At 36.8% G+C, this 12,058-nt stretch carries 11 protein-coding genes and 1 other RNA gene; 3 read left to right on the forward strand and 9 right to left on the reverse strand.

The annotated features are described in order from the left end of the window. Positions 1-43 precede the first annotated feature (43 nt). The 5 genes from AC1M9M_RS06020 to AC1M9M_RS06040 all read right to left on the reverse strand — a co-directional run bounded on the left by AC1M9M_RS06020 (position 44) and on the right by AC1M9M_RS06040 (position 5,649). A complete protein-coding gene (locus AC1M9M_RS06020; protein ID WP_481595856.1) occupies positions 44-820 on the reverse strand; it encodes a DUF4377 domain-containing protein in 777 nt (258 codons plus the stop codon). A 154-nt stretch (positions 821-974) separates the two neighbouring features. Next, complete coding sequence (locus AC1M9M_RS06025; RefSeq protein ID WP_481595857.1) at positions 975-1,751, reverse strand: DODA-type extradiol aromatic ring-opening family dioxygenase; 777 nt, start codon at positions 1,749-1,751, stop codon at positions 975-977. A 100-nt stretch (positions 1,752-1,851) separates the two neighbouring features. Beyond that, a complete protein-coding gene (gene rlmH / locus AC1M9M_RS06030) occupies positions 1,852-2,334 on the reverse strand; it encodes a 23S rRNA (pseudouridine(1915)-N(3))-methyltransferase RlmH (protein ID WP_481595858.1) in 483 nt (160 codons plus the stop codon). Positions 2,335-2,491: 157 nt separating this feature from the next. Further along, on the reverse strand, positions 2,492-4,918 hold the full coding sequence (lon, locus tag AC1M9M_RS06035) for an endopeptidase La (RefSeq protein WP_180027935.1): 2,427 nt from the start codon (positions 4,916-4,918) through the stop codon (positions 2,492-2,494). A gap of 116 nt (positions 4,919-5,034) precedes the next feature. Beyond that, complete coding sequence (locus AC1M9M_RS06040; protein ID WP_481595859.1) at positions 5,035-5,649, reverse strand: 5-formyltetrahydrofolate cyclo-ligase; 615 nt, start codon at positions 5,647-5,649, stop codon at positions 5,035-5,037. Between the two features lie 285 nt (positions 5,650-5,934). On the opposite strand from AC1M9M_RS06040, the gene AC1M9M_RS06045 reads away from it, so the two are divergent. Beyond that, complete coding sequence (locus AC1M9M_RS06045) at positions 5,935-7,131, forward strand: putative solute-binding protein (RefSeq protein WP_481595893.1); 1,197 nt, start codon at positions 5,935-5,937, stop codon at positions 7,129-7,131. Between the two features lie 253 nt (positions 7,132-7,384). On the opposite strand, the gene AC1M9M_RS06050 is transcribed toward AC1M9M_RS06045, so the two are convergent. The 4 genes from AC1M9M_RS06050 to AC1M9M_RS06065 form a co-directional block, all read right to left on the reverse strand. Next, entirely contained in the window at positions 7,385-8,359 is a 975-nt protein-coding gene (locus AC1M9M_RS06050; protein ID WP_481595860.1) for a hypothetical protein, read from the reverse strand. A gap of 426 nt (positions 8,360-8,785) precedes the next feature. Beyond that, a non-coding RNA gene (gene ssrS / locus AC1M9M_RS06055) (6S RNA) lies at positions 8,786-8,969 on the reverse strand. A gap of 101 nt (positions 8,970-9,070) precedes the next feature. Next, positions 9,071-9,355: a cell division protein ZapA gene (locus AC1M9M_RS06060; RefSeq protein ID WP_481595861.1), complete on the reverse strand. Its 285-nt coding sequence runs from the start codon at positions 9,353-9,355 to the stop codon at positions 9,071-9,073. 2 nt (positions 9,356-9,357) lie between these two features. Continuing rightward, positions 9,358-9,909, reverse strand: a complete 552-nt coding sequence (locus tag AC1M9M_RS06065; protein ID WP_035269763.1) for a hypothetical protein — start codon at positions 9,907-9,909, stop codon at positions 9,358-9,360. 65 nt (positions 9,910-9,974) lie between these two features. Here AC1M9M_RS06065 and AC1M9M_RS06070 point away from each other — a divergent pair, with 65 nt between their 5' ends. Together AC1M9M_RS06070 and pepP are read left to right on the forward strand one after the other, a co-directional pair. Beyond that, positions 9,975-10,595, forward strand: a complete 621-nt coding sequence (locus AC1M9M_RS06070; RefSeq protein ID WP_092766815.1) for a UPF0149 family protein — start codon at positions 9,975-9,977, stop codon at positions 10,593-10,595. 82 nt (positions 10,596-10,677) lie between these two features. Then, positions 10,678-11,997 carry a Xaa-Pro aminopeptidase gene (pepP, locus tag AC1M9M_RS06075; protein WP_481595862.1) on the forward strand — a complete coding sequence of 440 codons (1,320 nt, stop codon included), beginning with the start codon at positions 10,678-10,680 and terminating at the stop codon, positions 11,995-11,997. Positions 11,998-12,058 lie beyond the last annotated feature (61 nt).

Below are 12,058 nucleotides of genomic sequence, written 5' to 3' on the forward strand. Positions count from 1 at the left end.
TCAAAAATAAAAAAACCGAGGCTTAGCCTCGGTTTTTTATTCTTTATAAAGAACCTTTTACAGCTTCACGCTCTACAGCCATATCAAAAATATAAGCATACTTTGATTGATCTGCAGCAGGATTTTTAATTTCATAACGTTTTACACGAATGATTTGACGTTCATTCGGACTATGTGAAAAACCTTCAATTTGATCGTAGAATAAAGTCCAGTCTTTATCGACTTGCGTTTTAATACCACTATCGTTGTATTTTATTTCTCTGACTTGTAGACAAGTTTGGGGAGCTACACCAGTACATTGTTTAGTTTCTGGCGAAATTTCAAGAAATATGGTTTCACCTTGAGTTTTGTATTTGGTTTCAGGTGTCATTTTACCCGTGAAGATAATCTTTTCACCATTCGGCTGTACCAAAGTCAACGTTGGATTATCACGATCATTTAAATTAAGCACGAAAGGAACAGCAGCTTGGGAAAATAGATTTCCAGCAAAGTGTTCTTGTTCGGCAGCCGAACCATTACATCCCTTCATGGTAGATGCAAGTTGAGCAGCTACGATAGTATTGTTTTTTAGCTCAAACCCGCCAAATAAAGTATTGCAGCTCGTATGAATTGAAAGTTTTTTATCAGCGGTGAAGTTTAAAGTGATTGGTTGAGGCGCATTTTGTGGATTGGCTTGCCATTGGTATGCAGCGAGAGTTTGATCCGCATTTTGTTGTTGAAGCACAGACACAGCTAAATCCCCAGCTTTTTGTAGATCGGAAGTCTGACACGCAGCAAGTGTGATAGGCAAAATAGCCAAGGTAATTAATTTTAATTTCATAACAAGCTTTCTAAATTGTATTGATCCGAGGAAGGATAACGCAGGAGATCTAAAAAATTATGGATACATTTTGCACTTTTCAGTATCAAAATGTATCCATTGATCGATGATTATTTCGTGATGGCCATTTAAAAAAATGATATTTTATTTTCTCTCAATCAAAGCGATAAATATCCATCCCTAAAGCACCCATGGTAAAACTACTATGTACAATGCTAAAACGATCACCAGTGCCCATAGAGAAAAATAAAGGTGCAAAGTGTTCTATCGTAGGGTGGTTACGATGAACATAAGGAATCGTATCCCACGCTAAAATAGCAGGATAATCCGAATGAGTGAGCTGCTGCACCACGTAGTTTCTAAAAGTTGATGCCCATTCTGGAACTTCACTCGTTTCACCATGCCAAGCAAGCTCTCTTAAATTATGGGTAATGCTTCCCGAGCCAATTAATAATATTTGCTGATCTCTTAATGGAGCGAGAGCTTGACCAATTTTAAATATCGCTTCAGCAGACATCGTCATGGGTAAAGAGATTTCGACTACGGGGATATCAGCTTCTGGATACATATGTAATAAAGGCATCCATACGCCATGATCACGAGGTCGTGTACTATTGGCATGTGCAGTAATTTGTGCCTCAGCGAATAAATTTAAAACTTGTTCAGCAACATCTGGAGCACCAGGGGCAGGATAGCGAATTTCATAGAGTGCATCTGGGAAACCTCGAAAATCGTGCCATGTTTCAGGTCTAGTCCCCGTACTTACTTCGAGTGCATTGCTTTCCCAATGCGCAGACATGACGATTATCGCTTTAGGTTTGGGCAAATTGAGACTCAAGCGATGTAAAGCTGGACCAACCTGTTCAGGATTCAAAGCCAGCATTGGAGAGCCATGTGAGATGAATAAGCCAGGTAGCGTTTGAATAGTCATGAGGGTGGTTCCATTCTTAGATGTATGAGGTGATCATCGCAAATTTTAGAAGTCAGAGTAACCATTTAAATTTGAACATCATGTTGCAAATTCGGAACGATTATCCAGCACGATGGTACGGATGGTTATGATTAATGCTCATGGCACGGTAAAGTTGTTCAATCAACAGAATGCGAACCATAGGGTGGGGTAGCGTTAATTTAGATAAAGACCAGTGCCAAGCAGCAGCTTTACGAACTGCATCAGAATGTCCATCAGGTCCACCAATCGCGAGTACAACATCATTCCCTTCTAGCATCCAACCTTTCATGATTTCAGCTAATTTTTCTGTACTAAACTCTTTTCCTCCCACTTCAAGTGCAATTAAAAGTTCATTTCCTTTCAGTGCATTTAAAATGCTATCGCCTTCGATATTACGGTATTTTAAAATATCAGCTTCAGAGTCATTCTTTCCGCGTTTCGCCATAGGAAGCTCAACAATTTGAGTTTGTACAAAAGGTTGAATTCTTTTGAAATAATCTTCAAAACCAGTAAGAACCCATGCTGGCATTTTTTGACCAATGGTCAAGATACGAATTTTCATGAAAATGTGTCACTAGAAGTTTCACGTTATTATACATTTCAAAGTGATGAATTTATAAAATCAAAAGTTAAAACATAATGGGTTGTTAATTTTGCATCCATTGGCATCTTATAAAAAAAAGAGAGCCTAAGCTCTCTTTCTTCACTTAAAAGACCGATTAGTGTCGAGCAGATTTTGATTCGTCAACTGCTTTCACAATGGGTGTTTTGACTAATGGTTTAGGCATAGAGGTTAATGCTAGTGGTAAAATTTCATCAATTGATTTTACAACTTTGATATCTAAACCTTCTTTCACATTATCAGGAATTTCGACTAAATCACGTGCATTTTCCTGTGGAATAAAGACCATTTTTACACCGCCACGATGTGCAGCCAGTAATTTTTCCTTTAAACCACCAATACGCATTGCACGGCCACTCAAGCTAGTTTCACCAGTCATTGCAATATCAGGTCGAATCGCAATGCCAGTAAACGCTGAAACTAATGCTGTCGTCAAAGCAAGACCAGCTGAAGGACCATCTTTAGGCGTAGCGCCTTCAGGTAAGTGCACGTGAATATCGGTTTCTTCAAAGCGAGTAGAATCGATACCTAAAGCATCAGCTCGTGTACGCACTACGGTCATGGCTGCAGTAATAGACTCCTTCATAACATCACCTAAAGAACCAGTGGTTACAAATTTGCCTTTACCTTTCATTGCTGCAACTTCAATTGTCAGTAGTTCACCACCAACTGAAGTCCAAGCTAGACCATTAACACGACCGACTTGAGCTTCTTCTTCAGCCATACCAAAATCGAATTTATGCGGCCCTAAGTAGTCAGGTAGATTTGCCGAATTAACTTCAATTTGAAGATTTTTCGCTTTTTTACTAACCGCTTCTTTAACCACTTTACGTGCGATTTTAGAGACTTCACGCTCTAAACTTCGAACACCAGCTTCACGTGTATAGCGTTGTACGATATCTCGAATTGCTTCTTCGTGTACACTTAATTCCTTAGCACGTAAGCCATTATTCTTGATTGCTTTAGGTACTAAGTAACGCTCAGCAATATTGATTTTCTCTTCCTCTGTATAACCAGGAAGGCGAATGACCTCCATACGATCTAACAAAGCTTCAGGTATATTCATACTGTTTGCAGTACAAATAAACATGACTTCAGATAAATCAAGATCAAGATCGAGATAGTGATCGTTGAATTTGTGATTCTGTGAAGGATCAAGCACTTCTAACAAGGCAGATGCAGGATCACCACGATGATCTTGAGCCATTTTGTCAATTTCATCGAGTAGGAATAAAGGGTTTTTTACACCGACTTTAGAAAGTGATTGCACAATCTTACCTGGCATCGCACCAATATAAGTTCTGCGATGTCCACGAATCTCAGCCTCATCACGAACACCACCAAGTGCCATTCGAACGAATTCGCGACCTGTTGCTTTAGCTACAGACTCACCTAATGAGGTTTTACCTACACCAGGAGGACCTACGAGACACAATACTGGTCCACGTAGTTTTTTTACACGTGACTGAACAGCAAGATATTCAACGATACGTTCTTTAACTTCATCCAAACCATAATGATCAGCATCAAGAATATCTTGAGCTTTAGCAAGATTGATACTTACTTTGCTCGCCTTATTCCATGGTGTATCTAAAATAGTTTCGATGTAATTACGAACTACGGCTGCTTCACTCGATGCAGGCTGCATTGCTTTGAGCTTACGGAATTCACCTTCTGCTTTTTTACGAACATGCTCAGGAAGATCCGCTTCAGCTAAGCGTTTTTCTATCTCAGCAATGTCATCTTCAGCACCGCCATTCATGTCAGAAAGTTCACGCTGAATAACTTTCATTTTTTCATTTAGAAAATATTCGCGCTGATTCTTTTCCATTTGACGTTTTACATTGTCATGTAAATTTTGCTCAATCTGTTGTTCTTCAGACTGTTGAAGCAAATAAGTCATTAACTCTTGTAAATGAGCTTCAAATTCATCGTGTTCGAGGAATTTTTGTTTCACTTCAATGTTTAACGGCACGCGTGTAGCGACAAAGAACATGAGTTGCAATAAATCATCGATTTTATTTGCAGCATTAATTAACTCACGCGCATTACGTAGTTTTGCTTCAGCGTATTGGCTGAAAAGACCACGTAATTCTTCGAGGCGAGTTTGTTGAGTTGACGATTCCATACGGATCGTCATTGGGCTAAGGCTGTGCTCAGCTTCTAAATAATCGTTTTGATCGTAAATATTAATCAATTTAGAGCGATAAATACCCTCGATTAAAACCTTAATGCAGTTTTCATCGTTTTCATGATTTACGACTTGTACAATCTTCGCGACAGTACCGTATTGATATAAATTGTCGTGATCAATTTCTTCTGTAAGAGAATCTTGTTGAGCTACTACAAAAACTAAATTGTCACTGTTACGAGCTACATCAACTGCTTTAATCGATTTTTCACGGCCGACAAAAAGCGCAATTTGCATGTGGGGATAAACCACAACATCACGCAAAGCTAATAGCGGTAACACGCTAGGGGTCTGAAGTTCTAAGTTTTCTTCATTCATAATAATATCAGTCATGAGCACTCCTAATGAGTGACAACGGTGTTGCCATATTTTTATAGTGATGTGTAATTTAAAAAATACAAGGGTGAAAATCGATAAAATTCGATTTATTTCTACTAATCTTGATAAATTCAGTTGGATTTAGGGTGAATTAATATTCTTCGTTTGAATTTTAATCGTTTTCTAGGGGTGATTAACTCATCTAATGGCTGATCCCAAGGTTGGCGCTTTAAAGGATCTAAGATTAATTGAAAGTCATGCGCTAAACCGATGCGATATGGTTGATTGCTCGCATGCTTTAACGTTCTATCATAAAAGCCACCTCCCATACCCATACGTGTTCCATGATAATCACAGGCTACTAGGGGCATCAACAGTAAATCAATTTGTTGTACATTTTTCCCCAATCTATGCATAGGCTCATACATGCCTAATTTATGTTTAGTAAAACGTTTATTTAGATATTGATGCTTTGAAATTGGAACCCATTTTAAAGTTGAATCAAGTCTGGAGACTTTTGGGAGATAGACGACTTTATGCTTTGAAAAGCAATGCATGATTAGGATATGTGTTTGAACTTCACCGAATGCATCTAAATAAATCCCAATTTTTTGTGCAGATTTAAATTTAGAATGAGATTGGATTTTTGACAAAATCTGAAAAGCAGAACGTCGTTGCGTAAAAATTGAGAGTTGTCTTCTACGAGAACGTAGATTTTTTCTTAAAAGTTGTGTCTGCAACTGCATTTCAAACTGTACCAATCTAAGTGCATGTGTAAGGGTAAGTAGTTTATCGATTTTTACTCAGGTTTAATCAACCTGATTTGAATATTTTCGATAGTATATTTTTCATTTACCCTAGGTGTAACAAATAAAAGATTGGGGTCAATTTAATTTTTAATTGAAGCCGATAAGCTGAACTCTATCAGATCAATGAAGCTCTGATCATAAAGAATAGAAAAGGGAACGATAATGAAAAATAAAAAAAACGGTAGTCTATTTAAAAAGAGCAAGCATGCTTATCGTATGGTTATGCTCACGACAGTAATTAGTCTTTCTGGTCTAATCACAAATCATGTAAATGCTCAAACTAACTCTAAGTTGGATTTATCATTGTCCAGCCATTCTGTGAATAAAATAAAAAAACTACTGAATGATCCAAAAGTTTGGCAACAGATTCCGAAACAAGTCACCTTATGTGTGTATTCACCGAGCGGTGCTCATGGTGAAGCATTTGAGCAAGCGACGAGCTATATGAGTGAATTACCACGAATTGCTAAAGTTGCTCAAGATTTTGGCGTGCAAATGACTGTCAATCGTACGGCTAAGCTACAAATGCAGATAGATTTGAATTATCCAAAATTAAAGCAAAAAACATCCACTGAAGTTAATTTAAAAGTCTATACAGATGAACGGGTTTTAACTGAAGACTTTAGAAGTAAACGTTGTGATGGTGCTGGAATAAGTAATTTACGTGCTAAGCAATTCAACCCTTTTGTTGGAAGTATTGATGCAATAGGTGCAGTTCAAAACTATAAACAACTGACTAAAGTGATTCAGCTGTTAGCAAGACCTGAATTTGACTCGAAAATGGTCAATAAGGATTATGAGATTGTCGGTATTGTGCCTTTAGGTGCTGCTTATATTATGGTAAATGATCGTAAAATTGATACTTTATCTAAAGCAGCTGGGAAAAAAGTTGCTGTAATGAGTTTTGACGCAACCCAAAAAAAATTAGTCCAAAATGTTGGTGCTCAACCAGTTTCAGTGGATTTAACTTCTGTAGGCGGAAAATTCAACAATAAGGAAGTTGATATTATCGCAGCACCTGCAATCTTATTTGAACCTTTGGAACTCTATCGTGGAATGACAAACAAGGGCGAGGTACGAGGCGCAATTATTCGTTTTCCACTGGTTCAAGTGACGGGTACATTGATTATGCATCGAAATAAATTTCCTGCTGGAATGGGGCCCATAGCAAGGGAGATTATTTCCAAGCAATTAACACCAGCTTATAAATTTATTGATCAAACTGAATCTAAAATTGATTCTCAATTTTGGATGAATATAAGAGATGCTGAGAAACCTGGATATTTGAAAATTATGCGCGAAGCTAGAATTCAGATGACAAAAGAAGGGCATTATCATCCTGAAATGATGTCTATCCTTAAAAAGATACGATGTAGTGATGATCCTAAGAATTATGAGTGTGCGCTTCAAGATGAGTAACTAATAATCTATAAAATAGATGGTTTTTATAATTTTAATCGGTTTTATTTGTTTTTAGCCATGCGTTAAATTACTCACATCTTGGTTCATGAGTAAACGTGAGATGAAAATTTTTATCGCAGTGGTTACTTATACTTTGTTGATAAGTGCATGCGCATATGATCCAGTGCATTATGAGCAGCTTAGAATGTCAGAGAACGCGCAACACATGAAATTAAATGGTTAAAAAAGCCCCCAGATGGGGGCTTTATGCCTATTTCTTTTTAACGATATCGCTCCAAGACACATTAGCTGGCACGCCTGAATTAAAGCGAACTGATGCGGATGATGAATAATCTTTAGTTTGTTCAACGACAATCTTTTGATTGTACTCATCAATAATTTCTAACTTACCGCCTGCTTTCGGGTAAATTCTCCACGACTCTTTTTCGAAGGGTTGAGTTACACTGAAGTTGAATGCATATGAAAAATTAGCATCTTTAGGTTGGCCAACGATTGTACCTTTACTTGACACACTTTGTAATTGATCATCAAAGAAACGGTATTCATAATCTTGTAGCCCCATATATTCCAATGTAGTGCTAGGGTTGTTTTTATCTAAAATCTGGAATTTTAAAGGATCTTTTACAGAATAAATTGCGCCATTAGAACCAACTGTATCTTTTACAATTTTACCAGTGACTAAATATAGTTTAGATGTATCAGTCCACGGTGTATAAAGCGCATTATTAAACTCTACTGTGGTTGAGCTTAATGTTTCAGTAAGCGAAATAGATCCTCCTTTAAATGTTACGACTTCCTTGCCGAAACTAGTAGCACAAGAATCATTACCACTTTTTAGCTTGATTATTTGAGTAGTTCCACTTTTAGTTAGCTCAGTACAAATTAAATTTCTAAAAATTGTAAATGCACTTGTTCCTTGATCTGTTAATTCAATTACTCTACCTGTACGAGTAATGGGTCCATCACCCAATGTTTCGCCAATCATGTGCCCTAATGCTTGATTAAATCGATCATCCATGACATTTAAAGATTCTGAAAAACCAAGCGTTTCTTTAAGTTTTGTTAAAAAATCTTTATCTTTAAAAGGTATAAATGTAGAGCTCACATCGCCTGGTTTAATATAATTATCATTTGGCGTGTCAAGCTTCGAGTCACTTCCACCACCACATGCACTTAGTAATGCAGCAATACTCGCAACCCCAGCCAATTTTGCTAATTTAGACATATTCTCTTCCTTTAAATATAAATCTATTCTCATTGTTTATAATGTTTGACTAATAATATGAAGTCTTTAAACAATAAGAAGACATTAAAATGAAATACTTTTTGTGTAATTTCTATTATGGGGAATAATAATTTAAATTTTAGAAAAGTTACTAGGTCATTATTAACCAAATTTACAAATAATATGTCAATTTTTTTATATTGTTAAATATATATAAAGCAATAGGTTTAAATAATTAAATAATATTGAGGATTAAATATATTTATTTTAGAAAAGTGTGTAATAATTTGTTTATGGTGATGATAATGTGATAAAAATCAAAAATTATTAATATTGATTATTAATTTGGGATAAAGCACAAGGATGTTTATTCAAAAATAAGAAAAAAGAGAAAATAAAATAATAAGAAAAAAGAGAAAATAAAATAAAGACTCCGGAGATGCCGCTGCATGTGTCGTTACCCTGAACCCGACGAGTTCAAGGTGGACGCGACGTATACTTGCTGGGTTTCCCACTCGAGGTGGGCATACGCTCTAAATATACAGAACACAATCCATAAGTTTAAGTATCGGCAGGGGAATAGACCCGCTGGCGAACATCCCAGAGTTAAATTAAGTATAACGAAATGAGTGAGATTGGCAAACCTTGGTGTACCCATTATTTGCGTGATAATTCACTCAGTAAAACTGACTGTGCAAACTTAGATCAAATTTATACAGTTTCTTCAACGTCTTCCAAGATTGTTGCAAGTAAGCGTTCACAATGAGAATATTCTTGTAAGGATTTGTTCATTGTTAAAACTTCTTGCATAAGCTCTAAAGCCACCATGATAACGAGCTTATTGTGTTCTACGTTAGGTGCTTTTCTACGAAATTCTTGAAATTTCTCATTCAGCAAATCACCAGCACGTTGTAAATCATCTTTCCGATCTTGAGTGGTTGAAAGTCTAAATGTTTGTTCAATTAGTCTTAACTCGACTGTAACGACTTCAGACATAATTATGCTTCCTCATTTTGTTCAGCCGGATTTTCTAATTGTTGGATTTCTTGGGCATGATGATCTTGATCAGTACCTAAAATGGCCAATCGTTGAATGATTTGCTCAACCTTAGTTTTAGCGAGTTCATTTTTTTTGATTAAACGTTGATTTTCAGCCTTCAATTCATCAATTTCTTTTTGAGCTTGACGTTGTTCAGCCAACATTTTTTCTTTGATGACTCTCAACTCATTCCTTTCAGCCAAGATTTCCTGAAATCTATTTTTTAAATCAGTACAACTCTTTTCTAAACGACTATAACGTTCTGCTAAAGCAGTAGCATCTTGATTTAAAGTTTTATAAATACCATCCAATTGATTGTATTTGTCATTTAGACTTTCAATCTGTTCTTGCTTTTGAGTGATGACGCTATTTTTTTGAGCAGTTTGAGTTTGATGAGTTTCCTGAAGTTCTTTCTGCTTAGCTTCAAGAGAACTATTCATTTGTTCGGTTTCGGACAAACGATGTTTAAGCGTGCCTAAATGCGTTTGTAAACGCTGTAATTGTTCTAACATAACGAGGTCGCGTAGTTTCGCAATCAAAGGTAATATATACAGAAGTATAGAGATTGGAAAAGCGAATGCAAGACGATATTTCAGGTTGGACAGATTGGAACCAACAATTCGGTTCAATTGAGGAAATTACTAGTCCTAGTGAGTTACATGGTCTACTTACAGGTATTGTTTGTGTAACTGAACCGCCATCTCATGAGGAGTGGATACAAATTTTGTCTACATTGAATGTGCCTCAATTAGAACCTACGGCGCTTAATTTACTGGCTGAGGAATCTGAAGATGTTTCGCATGCTTTATCAGAAGATGAATTAGATTATTTACCCATTTTGCCTGATGATGAACATGTATTGTCTGAGCGTGTTCAAGCTTTAGCAGATTGGTGTGCAGGAGTGGTATTGGGGTTTGGATTAGCGTCTGGGCATATTCGTGCTGATGAAGCTGAGTTGATTGAACACTTGCAAGATATTGCAGCAGTCGAGTTTGAAGATTCTGATAATGATGAAGAAGGTGAAATTAGCTATCAAGAACTTTATGAATTTGTTCGATTAATTCCAGTGAGTTTATCTGTTGGACGAACCAAGATTGCTGTTGAAGAAAGCTCATTACTGAAACATGTAAAACCAACAATTTCGAAAAAAAATGAGCAAAGTGTCGTTGAGATGTTTACACCTCATCGACCAAGTTGATTACATTCAATCAAGAGTACTACTTAACATATAAGTAGTACTGTATTTTCTTAAATTAAATAGCCTAAGCTGCAGAAAAGATATGAAACTTACTCAATCAGATTTTCAAAAACGACGTGATCAATTAGCCGCTGAAATAGGCCTAAGAAGCATTGCAATTATTGCAACACGTGAAGAAATGTTTAGAAATCGTGATGCTGATTATAAATATCGCGCTGATAGCAGCTTTTTTTATCTAACAGGATTTGCAGAGCCTGAAGCAGTTGCTGTAATTGAAACATTTGATACTGAAGAAGAAGGTTATACCTACAGTTTATTTTGTCGTGAACGCAATCGACAGATGGAAATCTGGACAGGTTACCGTGCAGGGATTGATGGTGCAGTCGATGATTATGATGCGGATGAAGCTTATGCGATTGATCTACTAGACGAAGAAATCATCGCAAAGCTTCAAGGAAAAGAAAGATTATTTTATAGAATTGGTCAACAAGCCAGTTTTGATGCAAAAATTACAAAATGGATTGCAGAAGCAAGTGGTGAAAGCCGACGTGGTACCGCTGCACCGACACAATTGATTCAGTTAGATACAATTTTAGATGAGATGCGTCTACACAAAGAGCCAAAAGAAATAGAGTTAATGCAAATCGCATCTGATATTTCTGCTCAAGCACATACGCAAGCGATGAAATCTGTACGACCAGGAATGATGGAATATGCTTTGGAAGCGGAGCTGAATTATATTTTTGGTAAAAATGGTTGTGTACCATCGTATAACAGTATTGTGGGTGGTGGTGAAAATGCTTGTATATTGCACTATGTTGAAAATAACAAACAACTTAATGACGGCGATTTAGTTTTAATAGATGCAGCTTGTGAATATGAATTTTACGCGTCAGATATCACACGGACGTTTCCAGTAAATGGTAAATTTAATCCTGAACAAAAGGCGCTCTATAATATAGTGCTCGATGCACAAATCGCTGCAATAGATGCGGTTAGAATTGGTAACTCTTATAAAGAGCCACACTACGTTGCTGTTCGTATTTTAGTGCAAGGCTTGCTTAATCTTGGAATCATGCAGGGTGATCTCGATGAAATCATTGAGACAGAAGCCTATCGTCAATTTTATATGCATGGAACTGGTCACTGGTTAGGCATGGATGTTCATGACGTAGGGGCATATAAAGTCGATGGAGAATGGCGAACATATCAAGAAGGTATGGTGGTGACCATTGAACCAGGTTTATATATTGCCCCTGATGATGAAACTGTCGATCCAAAATGGAGAGGGATTGGTATTCGCATTGAAGATGATATTGTTGTCACTCAAGATGGACCGAGAAACCTGACTGCTAAAGTAGTAAAAACCATTGAAGATATCGAAGCCTTGATGGCGAGTTAACCATTTTCACAAATCTAAAAAGTCGATGGAAACATCGGCTTTTTTTTAATGTCATATTCAA

It is taken from the genome of Acinetobacter sp. ANC_7503 (assembly GCF_056780035.1).

What these genes read in the sequence shown, in the direction of transcription:
- AC1M9M_RS06040 (WP_481595859.1), bottom strand. Translation starts at nt 5,649, where the DNA reads ATGCAGTTGCAGACACAACTTTTAAGAAAAAATCTACGTTCTCGTAGA.
- AC1M9M_RS06065 (WP_035269763.1), bottom strand. Translation starts at nt 9,909, where the DNA reads ATGTTAGAACAATTACAGCGTTTACAAACGCATTTAGGCACGCTTAAA.
- AC1M9M_RS06070 (WP_092766815.1), top strand. Translation starts at nt 9,975, where the DNA reads ATGCAAGACGATATTTCAGGTTGGACAGATTGGAACCAACAATTCGGT.
- AC1M9M_RS06025 (WP_481595857.1), bottom strand. Translation starts at nt 1,751, where the DNA reads ATGACTATTCAAACGCTACCTGGCTTATTCATCTCACATGGCTCTCCA.
- rlmH (WP_481595858.1), bottom strand. Translation starts at nt 2,334, where the DNA reads ATGAAAATTCGTATCTTGACCATTGGTCAAAAAATGCCAGCATGGGTT.
- lon (WP_180027935.1), bottom strand. Translation starts at nt 4,918, where the DNA reads ATGACTGATATTATTATGAATGAAGAAAACTTAGAACTTCAGACCCCT.
- AC1M9M_RS06050 (WP_481595860.1), bottom strand. Translation starts at nt 8,359, where the DNA reads ATGTCTAAATTAGCAAAATTGGCTGGGGTTGCGAGTATTGCTGCATTA.
- AC1M9M_RS06020 (WP_481595856.1), bottom strand. Translation starts at nt 820, where the DNA reads ATGAAATTAAAATTAATTACCTTGGCTATTTTGCCTATCACACTTGCT.
- AC1M9M_RS06060 (WP_481595861.1), bottom strand. Translation starts at nt 9,355, where the DNA reads ATGTCTGAAGTCGTTACAGTCGAGTTAAGACTAATTGAACAAACATTT.
- AC1M9M_RS06045 (WP_481595893.1), top strand. Translation starts at nt 5,935, where the DNA reads ATGCTCACGACAGTAATTAGTCTTTCTGGTCTAATCACAAATCATGTA.
- pepP (WP_481595862.1), top strand. Translation starts at nt 10,678, where the DNA reads ATGAAACTTACTCAATCAGATTTTCAAAAACGACGTGATCAATTAGCC.